This is a genomic window from Leucobacter tenebrionis, from assembly GCF_019884725.1.
GTDB classification, from domain to species: Bacteria; Actinomycetota; Actinomycetes; order Actinomycetales; family Microbacteriaceae; genus Leucobacter; species Leucobacter tenebrionis.
Window position 1 is genome coordinate 1,278,038 of sequence record NZ_CP082322.1, and the last position, 22,094, is coordinate 1,300,131.

The 22,094-nt window shown below is 70.4% G+C and carries 24 protein-coding genes; 10 read left to right on the top strand and 14 right to left on the bottom strand.

Features of this window, described 5'->3' with window-relative positions; all coding sequences use genetic code 11:
• From rlmB to phoU, 3 genes are all read right to left on the bottom strand, one after another.
• Entirely contained in the window at positions 1 to 1,008 is a 1,008-nt protein-coding gene (gene rlmB, locus KVY00_RS06105) for a 23S rRNA (guanosine(2251)-2'-O)-methyltransferase RlmB (RefSeq protein WP_223044807.1), read from the bottom strand.
• Positions 1,005 to 2,456, bottom strand: a complete 1,452-nt coding sequence (gene cysS, locus KVY00_RS06110) for a cysteine--tRNA ligase (RefSeq protein WP_223044808.1) — start codon at positions 2,454 to 2,456, stop codon at positions 1,005 to 1,007. The genes rlmB and cysS overlap by 4 nt, the downstream gene beginning before the upstream one ends.
• A gap of 124 nt (positions 2,457 to 2,580) precedes the next feature.
• Positions 2,581 to 3,222: a phosphate signaling complex protein PhoU gene (gene phoU / locus KVY00_RS06115; protein ID WP_223044809.1), complete on the bottom strand. Its 642-nt coding sequence runs from the start codon at positions 3,220 to 3,222 to the stop codon at positions 2,581 to 2,583.
• A 139-nt stretch (positions 3,223 to 3,361) separates the two neighbouring features.
• On the opposite strand from phoU, the gene KVY00_RS06120 reads away from it, so the two are divergent.
• Positions 3,362 to 4,597: a sensor histidine kinase gene (locus KVY00_RS06120; RefSeq protein ID WP_223044810.1), complete on the top strand. Its 1,236-nt coding sequence runs from the start codon at positions 3,362 to 3,364 to the stop codon at positions 4,595 to 4,597.
• Complete coding sequence (locus KVY00_RS06125) at positions 4,597 to 5,292, top strand: response regulator transcription factor (RefSeq protein WP_223044811.1); 696 nt, start codon at positions 4,597 to 4,599, stop codon at positions 5,290 to 5,292. The genes KVY00_RS06120 and KVY00_RS06125 overlap by 1 nt, the downstream gene beginning before the upstream one ends.
• 258 nt (positions 5,293 to 5,550) lie before the next feature.
• On the opposite strand, the gene KVY00_RS06130 is transcribed toward KVY00_RS06125, so the two are convergent.
• Positions 5,551 to 6,144 (bottom strand): DNA modification methylase, encoded by a 594-nt coding sequence (locus tag KVY00_RS06130; protein WP_223044812.1) that lies wholly within the window; start codon positions 6,142 to 6,144, stop codon positions 5,551 to 5,553.
• A 170-nt stretch (positions 6,145 to 6,314) separates the two neighbouring features.
• Between KVY00_RS06130 and KVY00_RS06135 the strand changes: the two genes are divergently transcribed.
• The 3 genes from KVY00_RS06135 to ispF all read left to right on the top strand — a co-directional run bounded on the left by KVY00_RS06135 (position 6,315) and on the right by ispF (position 8,270).
• The gene (locus tag KVY00_RS06135) at positions 6,315 to 6,800 is read left to right on the top strand and encodes a CarD family transcriptional regulator (protein ID WP_223044813.1); all 486 of its coding nucleotides are present in this window, start codon (positions 6,315 to 6,317) and stop codon (positions 6,798 to 6,800) included.
• Between the two features lie 190 nt (positions 6,801 to 6,990).
• The gene (ispD, locus tag KVY00_RS15645; protein ID WP_223044814.1) at positions 6,991 to 7,788 is read left to right on the top strand and encodes a 2-C-methyl-D-erythritol 4-phosphate cytidylyltransferase; all 798 of its coding nucleotides are present in this window, start codon (positions 6,991 to 6,993) and stop codon (positions 7,786 to 7,788) included.
• The gene (gene ispF / locus KVY00_RS15650) at positions 7,785 to 8,270 is read left to right on the top strand and encodes a 2-C-methyl-D-erythritol 2,4-cyclodiphosphate synthase (RefSeq protein ID WP_255572793.1); all 486 of its coding nucleotides are present in this window, start codon (positions 7,785 to 7,787) and stop codon (positions 8,268 to 8,270) included. The genes ispD and ispF overlap by 4 nt, the downstream gene beginning before the upstream one ends.
• Positions 8,271 to 8,356: 86 nt before the next feature.
• Here ispF and purM read toward each other — a convergent pair whose 3' ends face one another.
• A complete protein-coding gene (purM, locus tag KVY00_RS06150; protein WP_394358274.1) occupies positions 8,357 to 9,511 on the bottom strand; it encodes a phosphoribosylformylglycinamidine cyclo-ligase in 1,155 nt (384 codons plus the stop codon).
• 64 nt (positions 9,512 to 9,575) lie between these two features.
• On the opposite strand from purM, the gene purF reads away from it, so the two are divergent.
• Entirely contained in the window at positions 9,576 to 11,036 is a 1,461-nt protein-coding gene (gene purF / locus KVY00_RS06155; RefSeq protein WP_223044816.1) for an amidophosphoribosyltransferase, read from the top strand.
• Positions 11,037 to 11,142: 106 nt separating this feature from the next.
• Here the strand turns inward: purF and KVY00_RS06160 are convergent, their stop codons facing one another.
• From KVY00_RS06160 to KVY00_RS06175, 4 genes are all read right to left on the bottom strand, one after another.
• Positions 11,143 to 11,412 carry a twin-arginine translocase TatA/TatE family subunit gene (locus KVY00_RS06160; protein WP_223044817.1) on the bottom strand — a complete coding sequence of 90 codons (270 nt, stop codon included), beginning with the start codon at positions 11,410 to 11,412 and terminating at the stop codon, positions 11,143 to 11,145.
• A gap of 32 nt (positions 11,413 to 11,444) precedes the next feature.
• Positions 11,445 to 11,732, bottom strand: a complete 288-nt coding sequence (locus KVY00_RS06165; RefSeq protein WP_223044818.1) for a Sec-independent protein translocase subunit TatA/TatB — start codon at positions 11,730 to 11,732, stop codon at positions 11,445 to 11,447.
• 34 nt (positions 11,733 to 11,766) lie between these two features.
• The gene (locus tag KVY00_RS06170) at positions 11,767 to 12,210 is read right to left on the bottom strand and encodes a hypothetical protein (protein ID WP_223044819.1); all 444 of its coding nucleotides are present in this window, start codon (positions 12,208 to 12,210) and stop codon (positions 11,767 to 11,769) included.
• 105 nt (positions 12,211 to 12,315) lie between these two features.
• On the bottom strand, positions 12,316 to 12,669 hold the full coding sequence (locus tag KVY00_RS06175; RefSeq protein WP_223044820.1) for a sterol carrier family protein: 354 nt from the start codon (positions 12,667 to 12,669) through the stop codon (positions 12,316 to 12,318).
• Between the two features lie 58 nt (positions 12,670 to 12,727).
• Between KVY00_RS06175 and purD the strand changes: the two genes are divergently transcribed.
• Positions 12,728 to 13,990 carry a phosphoribosylamine--glycine ligase gene (purD, locus tag KVY00_RS06180; RefSeq protein ID WP_223044821.1) on the top strand — a complete coding sequence of 421 codons (1,263 nt, stop codon included), beginning with the start codon at positions 12,728 to 12,730 and terminating at the stop codon, positions 13,988 to 13,990.
• A 32-nt stretch (positions 13,991 to 14,022) separates the two neighbouring features.
• Here the strand turns inward: purD and KVY00_RS06185 are convergent, their stop codons facing one another.
• The gene (locus KVY00_RS06185; protein ID WP_223044822.1) at positions 14,023 to 14,934 is read right to left on the bottom strand and encodes an SRPBCC family protein; all 912 of its coding nucleotides are present in this window, start codon (positions 14,932 to 14,934) and stop codon (positions 14,023 to 14,025) included.
• A gap of 254 nt (positions 14,935 to 15,188) precedes the next feature.
• Here KVY00_RS06185 and KVY00_RS06190 point away from each other — a divergent pair, with 254 nt between their 5' ends.
• From KVY00_RS06190 to purQ, 3 genes are all read left to right on the top strand, one after another.
• Positions 15,189 to 16,088, top strand: a complete 900-nt coding sequence (locus KVY00_RS06190) for a phosphoribosylaminoimidazolesuccinocarboxamide synthase (protein ID WP_223044823.1) — start codon at positions 15,189 to 15,191, stop codon at positions 16,086 to 16,088.
• Positions 16,089 to 16,324: 236 nt separating this feature from the next.
• Complete coding sequence (purS, locus tag KVY00_RS06195; RefSeq protein WP_223044824.1) at positions 16,325 to 16,612, top strand: phosphoribosylformylglycinamidine synthase subunit PurS; 288 nt, start codon at positions 16,325 to 16,327, stop codon at positions 16,610 to 16,612.
• Positions 16,612 to 17,316 carry a phosphoribosylformylglycinamidine synthase subunit PurQ gene (purQ, locus tag KVY00_RS06200; RefSeq protein WP_223044825.1) on the top strand — a complete coding sequence of 235 codons (705 nt, stop codon included), beginning with the start codon at positions 16,612 to 16,614 and terminating at the stop codon, positions 17,314 to 17,316. Before purS ends, purQ begins: the two co-directional genes overlap by 1 nt.
• Before the next feature lie 235 nt (positions 17,317 to 17,551).
• Here the strand turns inward: purQ and KVY00_RS06205 are convergent, their stop codons facing one another.
• Genes KVY00_RS06205 through hemC form a run of 4 tightly spaced genes read right to left on the bottom strand, consistent with a single transcriptional unit; the run spans position 17,552 to position 22,090 of the window.
• A complete protein-coding gene (locus KVY00_RS06205; RefSeq protein WP_223044826.1) occupies positions 17,552 to 18,877 on the bottom strand; it encodes a glutamate-1-semialdehyde 2,1-aminomutase in 1,326 nt (441 codons plus the stop codon).
• Positions 18,874 to 19,845: a porphobilinogen synthase gene (gene hemB / locus KVY00_RS06210; protein WP_223044827.1), complete on the bottom strand. Its 972-nt coding sequence runs from the start codon at positions 19,843 to 19,845 to the stop codon at positions 18,874 to 18,876. The genes KVY00_RS06205 and hemB overlap by 4 nt, the downstream gene beginning before the upstream one ends.
• Positions 19,842 to 20,972 (bottom strand): uroporphyrinogen-III synthase, encoded by a 1,131-nt coding sequence (locus tag KVY00_RS06215; protein WP_223044828.1) that lies wholly within the window; start codon positions 20,970 to 20,972, stop codon positions 19,842 to 19,844. The genes hemB and KVY00_RS06215 overlap by 4 nt, the downstream gene beginning before the upstream one ends.
• Before the next feature lie 53 nt (positions 20,973 to 21,025).
• Entirely contained in the window at positions 21,026 to 22,090 is a 1,065-nt protein-coding gene (gene hemC / locus KVY00_RS06220) for a hydroxymethylbilane synthase (protein ID WP_223044829.1), read from the bottom strand.
• Positions 22,091 to 22,094: the final 4 nt, after the last annotated feature.

A 22,094-nucleotide genomic window follows, 5' to 3' on the forward strand; every position in this document is an offset into this window, starting at 1 on the left:
TCACCGTGAAGACTGCTCCGCGCGGAGCTTCGACACCTCGTAGAGCGCCACGCTCGCGGCGATCCCGGCGTTCAGCGACTCGGTGGCCGAGGAGATCGGGATCGACACCACGGCGTCGCAGTGCTCGGTCACGAGTCGCGAGAGCCCCTTGCCCTCGCTGCCCACGACCAGCACGAGCGGTCGGTCGGCGAGCTCGAGCCCGGGCAGCGATACGTCCCCGCCGCCGTCGAGGCCGAGCACGAACACCCCCTGCTTCTTGAACTCCTTGAGGGTCTGCGTGAGGTTCGAGGCCATGGCGACGGGGATGCGCGCGGCAGCACCCGCCGAAGTCTTCCACGCCGCCGAGTTGAGGCCGGCCGAGCGGCGCTGGGGCACGACCACTCCCTGTCCCCCGAATGCCGCGGTCGAGCGGATGATCGCCCCGAGATTGCGGGGATCGGTCACGCCGTCGAGCGCCACGATCAGCGGCACCTCGTCGCGGTCGATGATCTCGTCGAGCATCTCGAGCGGGTGGGCGTACTCCATGGGCGGCACCTTGAGCACGACGCCCTGGTGCACCGTGTCGCGCTCGGTCATACGGTCCATCTCGGGACGCATCACCTCGAGCACCGGCAGGTTCCTGTTGGTCGCGAGGCGCAGGATCTCCCGCGTGCGGTCGTCCATCTCGATGCGGGCGGCGACGTAGAGCGCGGTAGCGGGGATCCTCGTGCGCAGCGCCTCGAGCACCGCGTTGCGGCCGGTAACGAGCTCCGATTCGTCCTTCTTCGAGCCGCCGCGGGTCCCGCCTCCCGCGGGCCGCCCCGCCCCGCCCGCCGCATGGCGCTGCTTGGCGGCCTCGTAGCGCTCGCGCGCCTTCTTCGCCTTGTGGGCGGGGTGGTACTCGCGATCCTCGGCACGGGGTGTGGGCCCGCGGCCCTCGAGGGCCTGACGGCCCTGCCCCCCGGAGCCGACGGCCTTGCCGAGACCCTTCTTGCGAACGGCGCCGGTACGGCTCTTCTTATTACTCATGACAGGCTCCAGCGGGTTCCGTTCGGGGTGTCTTCCAGCGCGATCCCCGCAGCCGACAGGCTGTCGCGGATCGCATCGCTCGTGGCGAAGTCTTTGTTCTTGCGGGCCTCGGCGCGCTGCTCGATGAGCGCGGTTGCGAGCGCGTCGAGCGCGGTGCGAGACGCATCGTCGGTGCCGGATCCCGAGGCCCACGCCGCATCGGTCGGGTTCAGGCCGAGCACATCGAGCATGGCGTGCACCTCGGCTGCGGAGCGGAGAACCTGCTCGGCGTCCCCGGCGTCGAGCGCCGCGTTGCCGGCGCGCACCGAGCCGTGCAGAGCGGCGAGGGCCTGCGGGATCGCGAAGTCGTCGAGCATCGCCTCCGCGAAGGCTGCGGGTACTGCCGAAGCGAGGCCCTCTCCGCGATTCTGCGACTCGCGTCGCTCGCGCAGATCCGCGCCCTCCGCCCGCTCCAGGAACCCCTCGATCCGCGAGAACGCCGCCTCGGCCTCGGCGAGCGAGGTCTCCGAGAACTCGAGTACCGAGCGGTAGTGGGCCGAACCGAGGAAGTAGCGCAGTACGATCGGCCGCGACGCCGCGAGCAGATCAGCGGCGAAGAGCGAGTTGCCGAGCGACTTCGACATCTTCTGACCACCCGTGTTGACGAGGCCGTTGTGGATCCAGTGCCGCGCGAACGGCTGCCCGGCAGCGGTCGACTGGGCCAACTCGTTCTCGTGGTGCGGGAATCGCAGGTCGAGGCCGCCGCCGTGGATATCGAACTCCTCGCCGAGATAGCGCGTCGCCATCGCCGAGCATTCGATGTGCCACCCCGGTCGGCCACGACCCCACGGCGAGGGCCACGAAGCCGACTCCGGCTCGTGCGCACGGTGGGCCTTCCACAGAGCGAAGTCGCGCGGATCCCGCTTTCCCACCGGCTCCGAATCGGCCGCGTCCTCCATCTGCTCGCGGCTCTGCCGCGTGAGCGCGCCGTACTCCGCCCAGCTCGCGGTGTCGAAGTAGACGCTGCCCGAGCCGTCGGCCGCGGTATAGGCGTGCCCCCGCTCGATCAACCGCTCGATGAGAGCGATCATCTCGGCGATGTTCGCCGTCGCCCGCGGTTCGTAGGTGGGCGGCAGCACGCCGATCGCGTCATAGGCGGCAGTGAAGTCGCGCTCCACCCGGTAGGCCAGCGCCCACCACTGCTCCGTTGATCCCGATTCCTGCGCGGCACGCGCATTGTCGAGGATCTTGTCGTCGATGTCGGTGACGTTGCGGATCAGGGTGACATCGTGACCGGTCGCCTCGAACCAGCGCCGCATCTGATCGTAGACGAGCGCACTGCGCAGGTGCCCGATGTGGGGCGCCGACTGCACGGTCGGGCCGCAGACGTAGAGGCCGATCCGGCCCGTCTCGATGGGCTCGAAATCGACGACCTGCTGCGCACGCGAATCGTAGATGCGTTGTCTCACCCTGCAAGCCTACTGCCGTCAGCTGATCGAAGCGGTGCATCAGGACTGTTTCGACGTGGTCGTCCTGCGTGAACGGAGTGAGTCGCAGGATCCTGCGACTCCGACGCAGTCGCGTCCGCGCGGATCAGTCCAGTGTGCCGCTCAGGAAGAACTGCACCTGTTTGGCGATGCTCACAGCGTGATCGCCGAAGCGCTCGTGGTACCGGCTCGCGAGCGTCGCGTCGACCGCGCCCATCGGGTTCGCGGCGAGCTTGTCGCTCAGCACCTTCTCGAACACCTTCGCGTGCAGCTCGTCAAGGTCGTCGTCGAGGTCGCGCACCTCCGCGATCACCCTGGGCTCCTGCGTGCTGAGCAGTTCGACGATCTTGCTCGCCATCTCGACGTCGAGCGCGCCCATGCGCACGAAGATCTTCTTCAGCCCCTTCGGGATCGCACTCTCGGGGTAGCGGTAGCGCGCGAGCTGGGCGATGTGCTGCGCGAGGTCGCCCATGCGCTCGAGCGAGGCGCTCATGCGCAGCGCGCCGACCATGAGCCGGAGGTCAGAGGCGACGGGCTGCTGCCTGGCGAGGATGTCGATGGTGAGCTGGTCGAGCTCCGCCGCGAGCACATCGATCTCGTCGGCGCCGTCGAGCACGCGTTCCGCGAGCGCCACGTCGGAGTTGCCGAACGCCGCGGTCGCATTCTCGATCGCTTCCTCTACGAGCTCGGCGATCTTGACCAGGCGCTCCTGCACCTCGCGCAGTTCCTGCTGAAAGACCTCACGCATGCGGTTTCCTCTCTGAGTCTTCGCGCCCCACGGGCACCCTCACCAGTCTGGGCCGGGCCGATGAACCCCTGCGCACGGGCAGGTGAACAACAGTTGAACTCTGGATCTCGCACCGGGGGCCACCTCTACGATAAAAGACATGGACCCGACCCTGCTCGTTCTCGCTTCGACAGCACTGGGAGCAGTGGCCGGCGCGGCCGTCGCCGTCGCGATCCTGAGCCTGCGCAGAGCCGGCATCCGCAGGGCCGCAGAGCTGAGACCCGAGCTGGGTGACGTGGCCACCACGATCCTCGACGAGATCGACATGTTCGCGGTGATCCTCGACTCCTCGCTCACTCCCGTGTATGCGAATCCGGTTGCCCGCCAGGAGCGCCACATCAGCGACGACGACATCCGAAACCCGGAGTTCCTGCTCCGAGTACGCCGGGTGATGACCTCGGGGGTGCCCGACACCCACGAGCCGGATCCGACCGACCCCTCCGACACCGTCCGCATTCACATCGTGCGCATCCAGCGCCGTTTCGTGGTCGTGCTGGCCGAAGACCTCGGCGAGGAACAACGGGTGAACGCGATGCGACGCGATTTCATCGCGAACGTGAGCCACGAGCTCAAAACCCCCATCGCCGCGATCGGCCTCCTCTCGGAAGCCGTCCAGCAGGCCGCCGATGAGCCGGAGCTCGTGCGCGGGTTCGCGAAGAGCCTCGTCAAGGAGTCGCGCAGGCTCGGGGAGCTCAGCCGCGACATCATCCAGCTCTCCGAGGCCCAGTCGTCGCTGCGCCCGGAGGATCGCGAGACCGTCTCGCTGCGCGACCTCGTGCGCAGCGAGACCGAGTCCCATCGCGAGTTCGCGGCGCAGCACGGCATCGAGCTGGTCATCACCGACGACTCCGCGAAGGGGCGCGACGCGCTGATCCTCGGCCGCCCCACCTCGCTCGGCGCCGCCGTCGCGAACCTGCTGAGCAACGCGATCAGGCACTCACCCGAGGGCGGGAGGGTCGGGATCGGCATGACGATCGAGCGCCGCAACTTCCTCGTGACCGTCACCGATCAGGGCGAGGGCATCGCACCCGAGCACCTCGGCCGCATCTTCGAGCGGTTCTACCGCGTCGACGGCGCCCGCACCCGCGGCGAGGGCGGCACCGGGCTGGGGCTCAGCATCACGAGGCACACGATGCGCGCGCACGGGGGCGACGTCGACGTGTGGTCGCAGCCCGGCATCGGATCCAGCTTCACACTCACCTTCCCGCTCTACGACCCCGAGGGCTCCGCCAAGATCTCCAAGCGCGCGAAGAAGGCCAAGCGCGCCGCCCGCGAGCACGCGGAGACCCCGCAGCAGCCTGCCGCTCCGGCGGCCCCCCAGAAAGGACACCGGTAGTGGCACAGCACATCCTGCTCGTCGAGGACGAGGAGTCGATCTCCCGACCGCTCTCCTTCCTGCTCGAACGCGAGGGCTATCGGGTCACCGTGGTCGACGACGGCGGCGAGGCGGTCGGAGCGTTCACCAGCGCGCAGCCGGATCTCGTACTGCTCGACCTCATGCTGCCCGGGCTGCCCGGCACTGAGGTCTGCCGCGCGATCCGGCAGACCTCGCAGGTGCCGATCATCATGCTCACCGCGAAGGACAGCGAGATCGACGTCGTCGTGGGCCTCGAGCTGGGGGCCGACGACTACATCACGAAGCCCTACTCGACGCGCGAGCTGCTCGCGCGCGTGCGCGCCGCTCTACGCCGATCCGGGGTGAGCGAGGAAGAGCGCGTGGGCCCCGGCGACGAGATGGTGCTCGAAGAGCTCGGGATCCGCCTCGACTCCGAACGCCATGCCGTGACCGTGCGCGGCGAGGAGATCGCGATGCCGCTGCGCGAGTTCGAACTGCTCGAGATGCTCATGCGTCACTCGGGGCGCGTGCTGACGCGCGGGCAGCTCATCGACCGCGTATGGGGCAGCAACTACTACGGCGACACGAAGACGCTCGACGTGCACGTCAAGCGCATCCGCGCCCGCATCGAGGAGGAGCCCTCGAACCCCAAGCTCATCTCCACCGTGCGGGGCGTGGGCTACCGTTTCGGTTGAGGGCTCGGCTCGCTGAGCCGCCTGAACCTCCTCGCCCCCTGAGATCGCGGGGGACACCGCCACTCGTTCGGAGCTCTCCCGTATTTCGGATCGATTCGCTTGGCTCCGATCCGAAATACGGGAGAGCTCCGAAGAACAGGACGCGAGATCCGCCCCGTTGGACAAGCTCAGGGCAAGAGAAACAGGCGCGGGAAGCGGCGCCTCACGCAGAGAGCCCCGGATCCGCTCGGGATCCGGGGCTCTCTGCGATCGGGAACCTTACTGGGGCTCGCCCTCTTCGTTCTCGGCGACGTGCGACTGATCGGCTTCCTGGTCGGCGGCGGTCGCCTCGTCGGCCTTGTCGGTCTTATCGGCCTTGCTGTCGGAGAAATCGGCGGGGAGCACGTAATCGCGGTACTCGGCGAGCGTGCCGTCGAGCACGGGGATCTCGTACTCGACCTCGGGGGTACCCGCGACCTGGAAGTACGCGGTGACCGTCGAACCGACCTCGACCCCGGGCAGTGCCACCAGCACGGGAGTCTGCTCGCCCTCGGGGTTGCCGAAGCGGGTGTTCCCCTCGGGGACGTCGAACTCGGCACTCGCCGAAGCGGACCCCTCGCCGACGAAGTTGATGGTGAGCTGCTGGTCGCTGCCGCTGCGGTTCACTGCGCTGAACACGACGTTGAAGTTCTCGCCGGTCTCATCCGCGACGAGCATGATGTTGCGCACATCCACGTGCTCCGTGGAGACATCGCGGCCGTCGCTGGGAGCGTAGGGCTCGAGCGTGCCCTGGGGCGCGATCAGGCTGCATCCGGTCGCGCCGAGCGCGAGTGCCGCCGCGAGAGCGACGGACGAGGCGATCCGAATCTTCAAGAGGTCCTCCGAGCCGTGGGTCGATTCGTTGACGTGCGTCGCAAACCGCGAACACAGTTTGAACTCATCATAACCGTCCGCGTTCGGCGCTTGCAGCTTAGGCAACCCTAACCAACAAGTGACGAGTGTGGTATTCTAGTACCTGAACTGCTGTAGAAGGAGCAAACTCGATGCAATTTGAGGTCGGAGAGACCGTTGTCTTCCCCCACCACGGTGCCGCCAGGATCATCGATGTCAAGAAGCGCAAGCTCGGCGGTGAAGAGAAGCTCTTCCTGAAGCTGCAGGTCGACCAGGGCGACCTCACCATCGAGGTCCCGGCCGAGAACTGCGAGCTCGTCGGCGTGCGCGACGTCATCGACAAGGAGGGGCTCGAGCGCGTGTTCGAGGTGCTGCGTGCGCCCTTCACCGAAGAGCCCACCAACTGGTCGCGCCGATACAAGGCCAACACCGAGAAGCTCGCCTCGGGCGACGTGATCAAGGTGTCCGAGGTCGTGCGCGACCTGTGGCGCCGCGACCAGGAGGTGCGCTCGCTCTCCGCCGGCGAGAAGCGCATGCTCGCGAAGGCTCGCCAGATCCTCGTCTCGGAGCTCGCGCTCGCCGAGAAGACCGATGAGGACAAGGCCTCCGAGGTTCTCGATCAGGTGCTCGCCTCCTAAGTAGGTCTGGACCTCGGGATCCCGACCCCGCACCCGAAACGCCCCGCCCCGAGCGGGGCGTTTCGCGTTTCCGGCGCGTTTCGGCCTCCAAGGAGGAGATCCGCTCCCACGCGGGCCGATCCTGGGATTTCTTCCTACCTGGGGAACGATCTCCTCATCGTTCGCCCGGCTCCGGCGGTACGCTGGGGCCATGAACTCACTCGCGAACGACATCTCCGGATCGACTCCGCACGCGCTCCCCTCGCTGGGCGTGGTGCTCGTCGCCGCGGGCCGCGGCGAGCGCCTCGGCGCAGGCGCCCCGAAGGCGTTCGTCGAGTTGCACGGACGGGCACTGCTCGAGTTCGGGATCGGGGTCGTCACCTCGCTCCCCCACACGGGGCACCTCGTGGTGGTCGCCCCCGAATCGCACGCCGCGCTCGCGCTCGAGATCGTCGATCAGGTGCTGCCCCAGGAGTCGCCGTGGGAGGTCTCGGTGGTGCACGGGGGCCGCGAGCGCCACGAATCGGTGCGCTTCGGCCTCGAGGCGCTGCCCGAGAGCGTCGAGACGGTGCTCGTGCACGATGCAGCCCGCCCCTTCGCGAGCGCCGAGCTCTTCGAGCGCGTGCTCGCCGAGGTGGTGCGCACCGGTGACGCGGTGGTGCCGGCGCTGCCCGTCGTCGACACCCTCAAGCGCGTCGATGAGGACGGGATCGTGCACGAGACCGTGGATCGCGCGACGCTGGTCGCCGTGCAGACCCCGCAGGGCTTCGTGCGCGAAACGCTCGCTGCCGCGCACGCCACGGCGCAGATCCAGCGGGAGAACGACGCCCCCACCGACGACGCCGAGGTCGTGCAGCGCGCGGGTGCTCGGGTGCGCACGATCGAGGGCGAGCAGCGCGCTCACAAGCTGACGACGCCGGCCGACCTCGCGATCCTCGAGCACTTCCTCACGGAGAACCTGCTCGGCCGCGAAGCCGCGCCCGCCGGATCGCACGGGGCCTCCCTGTGAACGCGCAGATCCCGGCGATCCGCGTGGGCAACGGCTTCGACGTGCACGCCTACGATGCGGAATCGCCCCTGCGCCTGGCGGGCCTCGAGTGGCCGGGCGAGCCGGGCCTCTCGGGTCACAGCGATGGCGACGCCGTCTGCCACGCGGTCGTCGACGCCCTGCTGTCGGCCGCCGGGCTCGGAGACATCGGGGGGCTCGTCGGCGTGGATGAGCCCGGAACCGAGGGAGCCGACAGCACGCGGTTCGTGCGGCTCGCGCTCGCGAGACTCGCCGAGCACGGGTGGCGCCCCGTCAACGTCTCGGTGCAGATCGTCGGCAACTCGCCCAGGTTCTCTCCGCGGAGAGACGAGGCGCAGTGGCGCATGTCGAAACTCGTCGGAGCTCCGGTCTCCCTCGCTGCGACGACCACCGATCACCTCGGCTTCACCGGCCGCGGCGAGGGCCTCGCCGCGATCGCGACCGCGCTCATCGAGCAGGTCTGAGCAGCTCTGATCGAACAGCTCTGATCTATCGAACAGGTCTGACCGAACAGCCCTGAGCAATCAACTCTGAACGAGCGGGAGCGCCCCTACCGCGAGTACGCTCCGACGAGCTTCACGGCGCCGCCGTCGACGCCCTTGGCGCCCTGCTCGAAGCCTTCCAGATCGCGAGCCGCAGTCGAGATCGTGCCCGCGACCCAGGTGTCGAGCCCCTCGGCGGTGAGCGCCGCCGCGACCTGCGAGGCGCGATCCGCCTCGACGACCGCGAACATGCCGATGCCGAGGTTCCACGCGCCCTCGAGCGACTCGAGCGTGTGCCCGCCCAGCTCGGCGAGGTGCCTGAATACCGGCAGCGGCGACCACGAGGCCCGATCCAGCTCGACCCACGCCCCCTGTGGCAGCACGCGCGCCAGGTTCGCCGCGATCCCGCCGCCGGTGACGTGGCTCAGCACGTGGACGGCGCCGTCGAGCGAGGGATCCTCGAGCACGCGCAGCAGCGGCGCCGTGTACAGCGCGGTGGGGGTGAGCAACGCCTCGCCGTAGCTGGCGCCCAGCTCCTCGCTGCGGTCGCCGTAACCGATGCCGCGCTCGGCGAGGATGTGGCGCACGAGCGAGAACCCGTTCGAATGCAGCCCGGAGGCCGCCATCGCGAGCACCACGTCGCCGTCGCGCACGAGCGCCGGCTGCAGCATGCGATCGGCCTCGACCACGCCCGTCGCGGCGCCCGCCACGTCGTAATCGTCGGGTCCGAGCAGGCCGGGGTGCTCGGCCGTCTCGCCGCCGACGAGCGCCGTGCCCGTGGCTTCGCAGGCCTCGGCGATGCCGCGCACGATATCGGCGATGCGCTGGGGCACGACCTTGCCGCAGGCGATGTAGTCGGTCATGAAGAGCGGCTTCGCGCCCACCACGACGATGTCGTCGACGACCATCGCGACCAGATCCTGCCCGATCGTGTCGTGCTTGTCGATGGCCTGGGCGATCGCGACCTTCGTGCCGACACCGTCGGTCGAGGAGGCGAGCAGCGGGCGGCGGTAGCCGAGCAGCGCGCTCGCATCGAACATGCCGGCGAAGCCGCCCACACCGCCGAGCACCTCGGGGCCGTGAGTGCGGCCAACCGCCGACTTCATCAGTTCGACGGCGAGATCGCCGGCTGCAGTGTCGACTCCGGACCGGGCATACGCGTTTTCGCTCACCCCACCAGCGTACCGTGCCGTCCGCGCCCCGGCAGCAGAGCACAGCGGCATGTGGGACACTAGTCCGTGCGTCTGTCTGACGCTCCATCGCATCCCAGGGAGCATTCACACCAGCATGTGCGGCATCGTCGGAATCGTCTCGCAAGAACCGGTCAACCAGCAGATCTACGACAGCCTCCTGCTCCTGCAGCACCGCGGACAGGATTCCACGGGGATCGCCACGCTCGACGGCGATTTCTTCCACATGGTGAAGGCCAAGGGTCAGGTGCGCGAGGCCTACCGCACCCGCGACATGCGCACCCTCATGGGCAGTATCGGCCTGGGGCACGTGCGCTACGCCACGCGCGGCTCGGCCGCCGCGGAAGAGGAGGCGCAGCCGTTCTACGTCGGCGCCCCCTACGGCATCATCCTGGTGCACAACGGCAACCTCACCAACACGCGTGAGCTCACCGCGGAGCTCTACAACGTGGATCGCCGCCACCTCAACACGCACTCCGACACCGAGCTGCTGCTCAACGTGCTCGCCAACGAGCTCCAGGCAGGTATCTCGGGCCTGTCGCTCGACGCCGAGCAGGTCTTCGACGCCGTCTCCCGTGTGCACGAGCGCGTCGAGGGCTCCTACGCCACGATCGCCCTCATCGCCGGATACGGGCTGCTCGCCTTCCGCGACCCGAACGGCATCCGCCCGCTCGTGCTCGGCCGCCGCACCGCTCAGAACGGCGCCGACGAGTGGGTCGTCGCCTCGGAGTCGCTCGTGCTCGAATCGGGCGGCTACGAGATCGTGCGAGACGTCGAACCGGGTGAAGCGATCCTGATCTCCCCCGACGGCTCGATGGCGTCGCGACAGTGCGCGGCTCAGAGCCGTCTCGTGCCCTGCGCCTTCGAGTACATCTACCTCGCGCGACCCGACTCCGTGCTCGACGGCATCGCCGTCTACGACGCGCGTCTGCGCATGGGCGACGTGCTCGCCGAGGAGATCAAGCAGCAGCTCCCCGACCTCGACATCGACGTGGTCATGCCGATCCCCGACTCCGCCCGCCCCAGCGCCATGCAGGTCGCGCAGAAGCTCGGCATCGAGTATCGCGAGGGCTTCTTCAAGAACCGCTACGTCGGCCGCACCTTCATCATGCCCGGCCAGGCGGTGCGCAAGAAGAGCGTGCGCCAGAAGCTCAACGCCATGAGCATCGAGTTCAAGGGCAAGAACGTACTGATCGTCGACGACTCGATCGTGCGCGGCACCACCTCACGCGAGATCGTCGAGATGGCCCGAGCGGCCGGCGCGAAGTCCGTCGTCTTCGCCTCGGCAGCTCCCCCGGTCGTCTTCCCCCACGTCTACGGCATCAACATGCCCTCGCGGGCCGAGCTGATCGCCCACGACCGCACCCCCGCCGAGATCGCCGCAGAACTGGGTGCCGACCACCTCATCTATATGAGCGTCGAGGGCATGAACCGGGCGATCATGCAGGGTCAGGATCGCGTCACCGAGCTCGAGCAGAGCTGCTTCACGGGCGAGTACATCGCCGGCACCGTGGACGCGGAGTACCTCTCCTGGGTCGAGCAGACCCAGGAGAGCTGAGCGGCTCCAGCGGCGATCGGGCCGCGATCGAACACCGGAGGGCCCCCGGAAACGCCAGAAGCGGGTGCCGTGCTTCTCAGCACGGCACCCGCTTCTGCTCGAAGGTCTACGGCCGGTCGCCCGGAGCGGCCCCGCTGCCGGGATCTCGCCGCTCGTTGCCATCGGCGTCGCTCCGCGGTGCGGCGGGGGACGTCGTATCCGCGGCATCGTTGCTCTGCCCCGCCGACCCCTCGTCGTCGCTGCGCACCTCTTTCTTCAGGATGCGCATCGACTGACCCAGGCTCTTCGCGAGCCCCGGCAGCTTCGGCGCGCCGAAGAGCAGCAGCACGATGATGAGGATGACCACCAGGGTGGGGCCGTTGAGGTTACCGAGCATGCGGTGAGACTCCGATCGTCAGCGTCAGATCATTATGGCACGTCGGGGCGCTGCGGCCCAGCGTTCTCACCCGTGGGCGCTGCTGCGGGAGCCGCAGGGGCCGCGGCAGCGGCCTTTGCCGATACAGGCTGCGACACGGCAGCCTCGTCAGCCACCGTCTGCGACGTCTCGGACGCGGTATCGGTGGTGACCTCTTTCTTCAGGATCCGCATCGACTGACCCAGGCTCTTCGCGAGCCCCGGCAGCTTCGGCGCACCGAAGAGCAGCAGCACGATGAAGAGGATGACGACGAGATGCGCTCCGCTCAGGTTTCCAAGCATCCGGTGAACTCCGTTCGTGAGTAGGATGGGGCGATTATCGCACGTCCCGCTGGATTGCGATGCCCAATCCGCTGCCGCGACGCGCAAGCACCCCCAGCACGAGCGAGAAGAGGCCCCCGACGGCCAGGCCGATCGCGGCTCCGATGATCGCGCTGAAGCCGACCACCTGCCCCATCGTGTACTCGGCGCCCTCCGGGATCGGGAAGAGCAGGCAGACCATCGCGGCGACGATCGCTCCGAGGGCCGCGGCTCCGACGAGCACCCGTCCGTAGCGCACCGTGCGCTGCAACTCCACCTCGTGCTCGGTCTCCTCGATCACGGCTGCGGGTTGGTCGAGCGCATCCTCGAGCGGACTCTGCCCGTTCTGAACGGGGGTCCCCGGTACGGCGGACTGGGATACGGCGGTTTCGGGCACAGCGGTTTCGGGATCGACGGCGGCGCGCTGCGGCTGGCCGCTCGCTGCATCGGAAATACTCATGGGTCCATTCTCGCAGCGGCGGCTGTGCGTCGCCTCCCGGTTCAGGGGTCGTGGAAGGATCCGCGTGCCGCGATGCGCGGCGCCGTGGCCCGTCGGCGCGCCCTCTCAGGCCAGCGGCAGCAAGCCGTGGAGGTCGGCGCGTGATCCCGAGGCCACCACGCGCGCCTCGCCCAGCGCGGTCTCCCAGCCGAGCTCGCCCGTCGCGAGCGCGATCCAGGTCTCCGGATCCGTCTCGATCACATTGGGAGGGGTGCCGCGCGTGTGGCGGGGCCCCTGCACGCACTGGGTGGCGCCGAAGGGAGGCACCCGCACCTCGACGGAGTTGCCGGGAGCTCGCTCGGCCAGTTCCTCGAGCAGATAGCGCACCGCGGTCGCGAGCACGATCCTGCCCCTCTCCCCCGCCCGCGCGGCGGCGAGCGCCGCCCGCCCGTCCTCGATCGACACCTTCCGCTTCGCCATGTCGCCCAACCCTACTCCGAACACGGGGCAGACCCCGTCGCCCGACTATCCTGGAAGCGTGAAGATTCTCGTCCTGGGGCCGGGTGCCCGCGAACACGCCATCGTCCTCGCTCTCCTCGCCGAGTCCGCCGATCATGAGATCGTCTGCGCGCCTGGCAACGCCGGTATCGCGGCCAGCGGGGTCGAGACCCCGGCGCTCGCCTACACGGACCCCGCAGCGGTCGCCGAATTCGTGAGCGCGCGCGGCTTCGACCTCGTGGTGGTCGGTCCGGAGGCGCCGCTGGTGGCGGGCGTGGCGGATCCGCTGCGCGCGGCCGGAGTGCCGGTGTTCGGGCCCGATCGTGCGGCCGCCCAGCTCGAGGGGTCGAAGGCCTTCGCCAAGCGCATCATGGATGCCGCCTCGGTGCCGACGGGGCGCGCGGTGCGGGTCGCCTCGGTCGAGGATGCGGGATCGGTGCTCGACGAGTTCGGCGCGCCCTACGTGGTGAAGGCCGACGGCCTGGCCGCGGGCAAGGGCGTGCTCGTGACCGAGGATCGTGCCGCCGCGCTCAACCACGTCGCGACGTGGGCCCCGCAGGGGGACGTGCTGATCGAGGAGTTCCTCGACGGGCAGGAGGTATCGCTGTTCTTCTTCGCCGACGGGCACGACGTGCTGCCGCTCACCCCCGCCCAGGACTACAAGCGCATCTTCGACGGCGACGAGGGGCCGAACACGGGAGGCATGGGGGCGTACTCGCCCCTTCCCTGGCTGCCGGGCGGCGTGGATTCCTTCGTCGAGGAGATCACGCGCACCGTCGCGCTGCCGACGGTGCGCCGCCTCGAGGAGGAGGGCACTCCGTTCGTCGGCCTGCTGTACTGCGGGCTCATCGTGACCTCGAAGGGCGTGCGGGTCATCGAATTCAACGCGCGATTCGGCGACCCGGAGACCCAGGTCGTGCTGGCCCGCCTCGAGTCGCCGCTGAGCCGCTACCTGCTGGCCTCGGCGAGGGGCGAGCTCGCCGCTCAGCCCGCCCCGGAGTTCTCCGACGACCCCGCGGTGATCGTGGTCGTCGCGAGCGAGGGATACCCGGGAGAGGTCGCGACCGGCCGCGAGATCACCGGGCTGGACGCGGCCGAGCAGGTCGAAGGCGTGCACCTGGTGCACGCCGCCACGCAGCGGGACGACGAGGGGGGTTGGATCGCGACCGGTGGTCGCGTGCTCGGCGTGGTCGCGCGGGGCGCCGACTTCGGCGAGGCCCGATCCCGAGCCTATGAGGCAGTGGGACGCATCGGCCTCGAGAGCTCGCAGCACCGCACGGACATCGCAGCGCGGGTCGCGTAGGGGCGGATCGGAGGCCGACTGAGCGGCGGCGGTCAGAGGCCTCGGAGAAGGCTGTCGAAATCAGGATCGCCCGTCAGGCTCTCCTCGTCGGAGGAGCGATCCCGATCGCCGTCGGAGGAGCGCTCCCGATCGCCCGAGCGTCCGGGTCCGATCACCGGCACCACCGCGGTGTCCAGTTCGAGGTGCTCGCCCGGCTGCGGTTCGGCGTCGACCTCGATCTCGATCTCGGCCTCCACCTCGACGACCTCGCCGTCCACCTCCTCGGGGGCGAGCTCGATCTCGCCGGTCCAGGCCGGGCTCGGCTCCAGGGCGGCGAGGGGCCGCAGTTCCGACACCGAGCCGGGCGCGGGTTCGACCGGCGTCCCCGGGTCTGCCGAGGCATCCGATTCAGCCGGGGCATCCGATTCAGCCGGGGCATCCGTCCCCACTGAGCTATCCACTGGGGTCTCCGCCTCGGGCGCCCCCTGGGACGCGGACGCGGGCTCGGCTACGGGATCCGCCGCGAAACCCCGCCCGGCCCCGCCATCTGCTCCGATCGTGCCCGCGGCGACGCCGCGATCGATCGCATCGGAGAGCGCGGAGAGCAGCACCTCCCAGCCCTGCTGCGAAGCGGCCGCGCGTTCCGCGGGGGCGGGCAGCGCGTCGAACCCTGTCTCCGTGACGGTGACGCCGGTCTCCTCGCCCTGGGCGCGCAGGGTCAGCAGCACGGCCGTGTCGCGCGCATCCCCGGCCTCTCGCCAGGTGAACCCGATCGCGTGACCCTCGACCCAGACGTCGATGCGGCCCGAGGCGTCACGGCTCACCATCTCCTCGCCAGAGCCCTCGCTCCAGCGCTCGACGACCTCTCCGCCGATGCGGCCCTCCATCTGCAGGTCGGGCCACCACTCCGAGCGGCGCTCCGGGTCGCTCACGTACGTCCAGACGCCGGCCCGCGCTGCCCTCATCCGGCTCCGCGCAACCACCGGTCCCAGCGGGATCATGTTTCTCCTCAGCGTCGCTCACCGGGATGACCACGTTCCTCGCGCCCGGCTCCCGGCGAGCGACCGGGCGCGGAGGTTCCCCTCACTATTGAAGAGTAGTCGCACCCGCTGACAACGAGGTCTCATTCGTGTGGCAATTCGCCGAGCGGCCGGGTCGATGCTCGGCAGAGCCGTTCGAGCCGCCATTCGAATGATCATTCGCGTGGAAGAATGGAGCGGTGACCGATCTCTCCTCGCCCCAGCAGCTCGCCGGATGGAAGCACGTCTACTCCGGAAAGGTGCGCGATCTCTACGTTCCCGCCGACGGATCGGACGCCCACCTGCTCGTCGTCGCGAGCAACCGCGTGAGCGCGTTCGACCACGTGCTCGAGCCGCCGATCCCGGGTAAGGGGGCCCTGCTCACCGCGCTGTCGAACTGGTGGTTCGAGCGCATCGACCTCCCCAATCACCTGGCCGGCGAAGATGCTCCCGGGGTTCCCGAGGAGGTCGCCGATCGCGCGGTCGTGACTCGCAGGCTCGAGATGCACCCGATCGAGTGCGTGGTCCGGGGGGCCCTCACCGGATCCGGCTTCGCCGAGTACCAGCGCACGGGGGCGGTGTGCGGCATCGAGCTGCCCGCGGGCCTCGAGGACGGGGATCTGCTCGAGACGCCGATCTACACCCCGGCGTACAAGGCGCCGCTCGGCGAGCACGACGAGAACATCACCTACGAGCAGAGCGTCGAGCTCGTCGGGGCCGACGTGGCCGCCGCGCTGCGCGAGGCCTCGCTGCGCATCTTCACCGCCGCTCGGGACCTCGCCGCGGAGCGCGGCGTGGTGCTCGCCGATACCAAGTTCGAGTTCGGTCGTGATCCGCGATCCGGGGGTCCCGCCGATCTCGTGCTCGCCGACGAGGTGCTCACGAGCGACTCATCGCGCTACTGGGACGCCGCTGCGTACTTCGACGAGCAGAACTCGCGGGCGGATCGCCTGGCGTCGTTCGACAAGCAGATCGTGCGCAACTGGCTCTCGGCCAACTGGGATCGCACGGGCGAGCCGCCCGTGCTCCCCGACGAGATCGTCGCGCAGACCTACGACCGCTACGCGGAGCTCTACGAGCGCCTCACGGCCCGATCCTGATCGGGGCCTTTAGCCCTCATCCTGCGCGCAGCTCGCGCCACGTCATCCGGCGGGAGTTTCGAGCTGCAGGATCCTGCGCTCCCCCTCCCGTGATCGAGATGACGCCTGTGGCCCCTACGGTGCCGAAGAAGGGCTGCAAGCGTCATCTCGATCACGAAGTGCCGAACCGCCTGGGACGCGCCCGCACCGGGTAGACTGATGCTCGACTTCTGTGTTCTCGAGTTGGAGGCTCTCTAGTGCCCACGATTGTTGTTGATGTCATGCCCAAGGCCGAACTGCTCGACCCGCAGGGCAAGGCGACCACCGGGGCGCTCGCCCGCCTCGGCCATGACAAGTTCGAGAACGTGCGCATCGGCAAGCGCTTCGAGTTCACCGTCCAGGGCGAGGTGACCGACGCCGTGCTCGCCGAGGTGCGCCAGGTCGCCGACGAGATCCTCTCGAACTCCGTCATCGAGGACGTCGTGGCGATCAGCGTCGACGGCGCCCCCGTCGAGACTCGCGCAGCCGCGGGCGAGGCCCGCTGATGACCGCCCGCATCGGCGTCGTCACCTTCCCCGGCTCTCTCGACGATCGCGATGCACAGCGCGCGATCCGGATCGCGGGCGCCGAACCGGTCGCTCTCTGGCACGCCGATCACGACCTGCAGGGCGTCGACGCGATCGTGCTGCCCGGCGGTTTCAGCTACGGCGACTACCTGCGGCCCGGCGCGATCGCGGCGATCTCCCCGATCATGACGGAGGTCGTCGAGGCCGCCCGTAAGGGCCTGCCCGTGCTCGGTATCTGCAACGGCTTCCAGGTGCTGGTCGAGTCCCACCTGCTGCCCGGCGGCCTGATCCGCAACGCGCACCAGCAGTTCATCCGCCGCGATCAGCGACTCGTGGTCGAGAACGCCGACACCGCGTGGACCAACCGCTTCGAGCAGGGCGAGGAGATCGTGATCCCGCTCAAGAACGGCGACGGCGGCTTCATCGCCGACGACGAGACCCTGAATCGCCTCGAGGGCGAGGGGCTCATCGCGTTCCGCTACGCGGGCGTCAACCCCAACGGATCGCTCGACGACATCGCGGGCCTCACCAACGAGCGCGGCAACGTGGTCGGCCTCATGCCGCACCCCGAGCACGCGGTCGAGCCCGGTTTCGGCCCCGACACCGCCGAGGCCATGCGGTCGGGCATCGACGGTCTGCGCTTCTTCGAGAGCGCCGTCGCCGCACTCGCGGCCCGGGTGTAGCCGCGACGGACAACGGTGAAGGGCGGCGGATCGCATGATCCGCCGCCCTTCATCGTCTTCGTCGGGTGTCGCCGGCGCTCAATAGAGGACGGCTCCCTTCGCCGGTGTAGACCTCCGGCACCGGTGTAGATCCCTCGCACTGTTCTAGAGGTCCACACCGGTGCAGGAGGTCTACAACGGCCGCTGCTGTACCGCTGCCCCCTACCGGCCGCCACCCGCTGCGACGCGCCGAACGCTACACGGCCTCCGCAGCGGCCCGAGCCGCAGCCGGCAGCGCCTCGAGCACGCGCGAGATCGCCGCTTCGTCGTGCGCCGAGGTGACGAACCAGGCCTCGAAGGCGCTCGGCGGCAGATTGACGCCGCCCTCGAGCATCGCGTGGAAGAACGCCCGGTGCCGCTGCGTCTCCTGGCGCTGCACCGTCGCATAGTCCAGCGGAGCCTCGGGGAACTCCCCGAAGAGCACGCTGAAGAGCGTTCCCGCGCGCTGCACGCGGTGCGGCACGCCCTCGGCGCTCAGGGCATCGGCGACCGCGCCCGAGATCGCGTCGGCGGCCGCCCCCAGTGCGGCGTAGGCGGCGACGTCGGCGTGGCGCAGCGTCGTCAGCCCGGCGGCGACGGCGAGCGGATTACCCGACAGCGTGCCCGCCTGGTAGACGGGCCCGAGGGGCGCGAGCAGATCCATGATCTCGGCCCTCCCGCCGAGCGCAGCGAGCGGCAGCCCTCCGCCCACGACCTTGCCGAAGGTGAAGAGGTCGGGCGCCTCCCCCGAGGTCACGCGCGCCTGCTCGATCCCCCAGTATCCCGAGGGACCTGCCCGGAATCCGGTGAGCACCTCGTCGAGGATCACGAGCGCACCGTGCCGGTGAGCGGTCTCGATCATGAACTCCGTGAACCCGGGCGCGGGAGGCAGCACCCCCATGTTCGCAGCCGCCGACTCGGCGATCACGGCGGCGATGCGCTCGCCGTGCTCCGCGAAGGCCGCGGCGAGCGCCGCCGGGTCGTTGTAGGGCAGCACGAGCGTCTGACCGGCGGTCTCGGCGGTGACCCCCGCAGAACCGGGCATGGCCAGGGTCGCGAGCCCCGATCCGGCCTCCGCCAGCAGGCCGTCGGAGTGACCGTGGTAGTGGCCCGCGAACTTGACGACGAGCGGGCGCTCGGTGGCGCCCCGCGCGAGCCTGATCGCGGTCATGGTGGCCTCGGTGCCGGTCGAGACGAGGCGCAGCCGCTCGACCTCGGGCATGCGGGCGATGATCTCCTCGGCGAGCTCGGCCTCCTCGGGCACCGAGGCCCCGAAGCCGAGACCGAGCGCGGCAGCGGCCTGCACGGCCTCGACCACGGCGGGGTGCGCGTGCCCGAGCAGTGCCGGCCCCCACGAGGCGACCAGGTCGACGTACTCGTTGCCGTCGGCGTCGGTGACGTAGGGGCCCCGTCCGGAGACGAGGAAGCGCGGGGTGCCGCCGACGGAGCCGAACGCGCGCACCGGCGAGTTCACCCCGCCGGGGATCACGCGCGCGGCGCGCTCGGCGAGCAGGGCGCTGCGATCGGTCTGCGCGGCGGTCATCGGATCCACCCCGCGAGCTCGATGGCGAAGTAGCTCAGGATCGCATCGGCCCCCGCGCGCTTGATGCCGGTCACGGACTCCTCGATGGTGCGGCGCCGGTCGATCCAGCCGTTCGCGGCCGCGGCCTCGATCATGGCCGCTTCGCCCGACACCTGGTAGGCCCAGACGGGGACGGGGCTCACCGACGCGACGTCGGAGAGCACGTCGAGGTAGCTCATGGCGGGCTTCACCATGACGACGTCGGCGCCCTCCGCGATGTCGAGCTCGGCTTCGCGCAGGCCCTCGCGGCGGTTCGCCGGATCCTGCTGGTACGTGCGCCGGTCGCCCGACAGCTGCGAGTCGACGGCCTCCCTGAAGGGCCCGTAGAACGCCGAGGCGTACTTGGCCGAGTAGCCGAGGATCGCGGTGCTCTCGTACCCGGCCTCGTCGAGCGCGTCGCGCACGGCGGCGACCTGGCCGTCCATCATCCCCGAGAGTCCCAGCAGGGCCGATCCCGCCTCCGCCTGCGCGAGGGCCATCGCCCGGTAGCGCTCGAGTGTGGTGTCGTTGTCGACCTCCCCGCGCGCGTCGAGCACACCGCAGTGGCCGTGGTCGGTGAACTCGTCGAGGCAGAGGTCGGTCTGCACGACGAGCGCGTCGCCGACCTCGGCCGCGACAGCGCGGGTGGCGACGTTGAGGATGCCCTGCGGATCGTCTGCAGCGCTGCCCTCGGCGTCGCGCACGGCGGGCACGCCGAACAGCATGACGCCGCCGATGCCGGCCTCTGCCGCCTCTGCGGCGGTGCGGCGCACCGAGTCGAGCGTGTGCTGCAGCACACCGGGCATCGAGGCGATCGGGCGCGGCTCGTCGATTCCCTCGCGCACGAAGACCGGCAGGATCAGCTCGGCCGGATGCAACCGGGTCTCTGCTGCGAGCCTGCGCATGGCCGGGGTGCTGCGCAGGCGGCGGGGGCGGACGGTGGGGATCATGCGGTGGTTCCTCCGTGGTCGGATCGGCGGGTGCTTCGGGCTGGGCTGGCGGGATCCGCGGCGGGATCGAGTTCAGGTGCGGGATCGGGCCTGGACGTGGGATCCGGTTCAGACGCGGGATCGAGCGCCGCGACGAACGCCGCGAGCACCCCGTCGACGGTGTGCTCGGACGCGACCGCCGCAGCCTCTACACCGCATCCGGCGAGGGCGCGGGCCGTCGGGCCGCCGATCGCGATGATCAGCGTGCCTGGCGGCAGGGGCGCGAAGCGGCGGGCGATCTCACGGGCGCCGCTGCCGCTCATCGCGAGGATCGCGTCGATGCGACCTGCTGCGACTTCCGCCTCGGCGGCGGCGTCGCGGGCCGCGGGGACGGTGCGGTAGGCGGTGACTCGGTCGGGGTCGTGGCCCGCTGCCGCGAGCGCGGTCTCGAGTTCGGTCGATGCGATCTCCGACAGCGGAAGCAGGAGTCGGACGGGTGCCGTCGCCGCGCTGCCGTTCCGCTCCTGCGGCGCGGTCCGGCCGTCGGCTCCGCGGCCGTCGGCTCCCCGGGCATCGGCCGCTCGACCGTCGGCGGTCCGGGCATCGGCGGCCCGGTCGTCGGAGGTCCGGGCATCGGCACCGGCGCCCCGGGCGTTCCCGCCCGGCCCGATCCGCGCGAGCAGCGCCTCGGCGATCCCGGTCGCCGAGAAGTCGCGCTCGGGCGTGAGCGCGACCTCGAAGCCGCGCTCACGCAGCGCCTCGGCGGTGGCCGGGCCGACCGCGGCGACGGCAGCACTTCCCGGCCGCGCGCCCGCCTCGGCGAAAGCGCGGACCGCGTTGGCGCTCGTGACCACGAGCCAGTCGTACTCGCCCCGGTTCCAGCGCTCCGCGGCCGCGGCGAGCGCGCCCGTGTCGGCCGGCGGAGCGGTCTCGGTGAGCGGCGATACAACGGGCTCGCCGCCGAGCTCTCGGATCGCGGCGGCCCAGCGCTCCCCCGCGGCACCGCCGCGCGGCACGAGCACGCGTCGCGCGGCGAGCGGCTGCCCATCGTGCGGCAGAGCGGAGGCGGGGTCAGGGCCGACGCCAGAGCCGACGCCAGAGCCGAAGCCGGCGCCAGAGCCAGAGCGCGGCCGGGACGCGGTCCTCATCTCGCTGGAGGGAAGCGGATCGCGGGATCCGGCCTCCGGGAGGTCCGTCGGAGTCACCGCGGGCCCCCGGGTCTCGTGCCGCCCGGCCGCTCGGCGCCGGGCTCGGTTCCGCCGAGCGGAGCGATCATCGCTGCACCCATCTCGAACAGGCTCTCGGCCACGGTGCGCCCGAGGCGGTCGGGGATCTGCCGGTGCTCGGGATCCGCCGCCGTCCACGGCAGCGCGCCCCCCGTGGAGAGCCCCTGCGTCCCGTCGAGTGCCGAAACCTCGGCTTTCAGTTCGAGCGCGCCGTCCACGACGCGCGCGGTGGCTCCGATGGGAGCCGCGCACCCGGCCTCGAGGGTTGCGAGCACCGCACGCTCCGCGAGCGCGCACGCGCGCGACTCGGCGTGATCGAGTGCGCTCAGGGCCTCGGCGTAGGGCTCGCGCGCGAGGTCGTCGGCCCGCACCTCGATGGCCAGTGCGCCCTGCCCGGGGGCGGCCGGCATCTCGTCGAGCGGGAAGCGCTCGGTGATGACGCTCGAACGGCCGAGGCGGTCGAGGCCGGCGCACGCCAGCACGACCGCGTCGAGGTCGCTCTCGACGCGCCCCAGCCGGGTGTCGACGTTGCCGCGCAGGTCGACCACGTCGAGGTCGGGCCGGCGCCTGAGCAACTGGGCGACGCGGCGGGGGGAACCGGTGCCGACTCGGGCTCCGGTCGGCAGCTCCTGCAGCGTCAGCCCGTCGCGCGCGCAGAGGGCGTCGCGGGCGTCGGCGCGCTCGGGCACGGCGCCGAGCGCGATGCCGGGGCAGGGCCCGGTCGGCAGATCCTTCAGCGAGTGCACCGCCAGGTCGCACTCGCCGGTGAGCAGGGCGTCGCGCAGAGCGCTCACGAAGACGCCCGTTCCACCGAGCTGCGAGAGCGGGGCTCGCGAGGTGTCGCCGTGGGTGGTGACGATCACGAGCCCGACGTCGAGACCGGTGGCCGCGGCGATCGTCTCGGCCACCGTCGTGGTCTGCGCGACGGCGAGCGCGCTGCCCCGGGTGCCGACGCGCAGCAGCCCGGGGGCTGCGGCGAGGGGCGTGTCGGATCGGAAGACCCGCCCGCTCGTGCGCGTGTCGTCGGGGTGTGCGTTCATACCG

Excerpts from the sequence above, each read along its gene's own strand:
- hemB (WP_223044827.1), bottom strand. The coding sequence starts at position 19,845 with ATGATCCCCACCGTCCGCCCCCGCCGCCTGCGCAGCACCCCGGCCATG.
- hemC (WP_223044829.1), bottom strand. The coding sequence starts at position 22,090 with ATGAACGCACACCCCGACGACACGCGCACGAGCGGGCGGGTCTTCCGA.
- KVY00_RS06135 (WP_223044813.1), top strand. The coding sequence starts at position 6,315 with ATGCAATTTGAGGTCGGAGAGACCGTTGTCTTCCCCCACCACGGTGCC.
- rlmB (WP_223044807.1), bottom strand. The coding sequence starts at position 1,008 with ATGAGTAATAAGAAGAGCCGTACCGGCGCCGTTCGCAAGAAGGGTCTC.
- KVY00_RS06160 (WP_223044817.1), bottom strand. The coding sequence starts at position 11,412 with ATGCTCGGTAACCTCAACGGCCCCACCCTGGTGGTCATCCTCATCATC.
- KVY00_RS06215 (WP_223044828.1), bottom strand. The coding sequence starts at position 20,972 with ATGAGGACCGCGTCCCGGCCGCGCTCTGGCTCTGGCGCCGGCTTCGGC.
- KVY00_RS06170 (WP_223044819.1), bottom strand. The coding sequence starts at position 12,210 with ATGAGTATTTCCGATGCAGCGAGCGGCCAGCCGCAGCGCGCCGCCGTC.
- KVY00_RS06165 (WP_223044818.1), bottom strand. The coding sequence starts at position 11,732 with ATGCTTGGAAACCTGAGCGGAGCGCATCTCGTCGTCATCCTCTTCATC.
- KVY00_RS06185 (WP_223044822.1), bottom strand. The coding sequence starts at position 14,934 with ATGAGGGCAGCGCGGGCCGGCGTCTGGACGTACGTGAGCGACCCGGAG.
- purF (WP_223044816.1), top strand. The coding sequence starts at position 9,576 with ATGTGCGGCATCGTCGGAATCGTCTCGCAAGAACCGGTCAACCAGCAG.
- purM (WP_394358274.1), bottom strand. The coding sequence starts at position 9,511 with ATGCCGCTGTGCTCTGCTGCCGGGGCGCGGACGGCACGGTACGCTGGT.
- phoU (WP_223044809.1), bottom strand. The coding sequence starts at position 3,222 with ATGCGTGAGGTCTTTCAGCAGGAACTGCGCGAGGTGCAGGAGCGCCTG.
- purQ (WP_223044825.1), top strand. The coding sequence starts at position 16,612 with ATGACCGCCCGCATCGGCGTCGTCACCTTCCCCGGCTCTCTCGACGAT.
- KVY00_RS06120 (WP_223044810.1), top strand. The coding sequence starts at position 3,362 with ATGGACCCGACCCTGCTCGTTCTCGCTTCGACAGCACTGGGAGCAGTG.
- KVY00_RS06175 (WP_223044820.1), bottom strand. The coding sequence starts at position 12,669 with ATGGCGAAGCGGAAGGTGTCGATCGAGGACGGGCGGGCGGCGCTCGCC.
- KVY00_RS06205 (WP_223044826.1), bottom strand. The coding sequence starts at position 18,877 with ATGACCGCCGCGCAGACCGATCGCAGCGCCCTGCTCGCCGAGCGCGCC.
- ispD (WP_223044814.1), top strand. The coding sequence starts at position 6,991 with ATGAACTCACTCGCGAACGACATCTCCGGATCGACTCCGCACGCGCTC.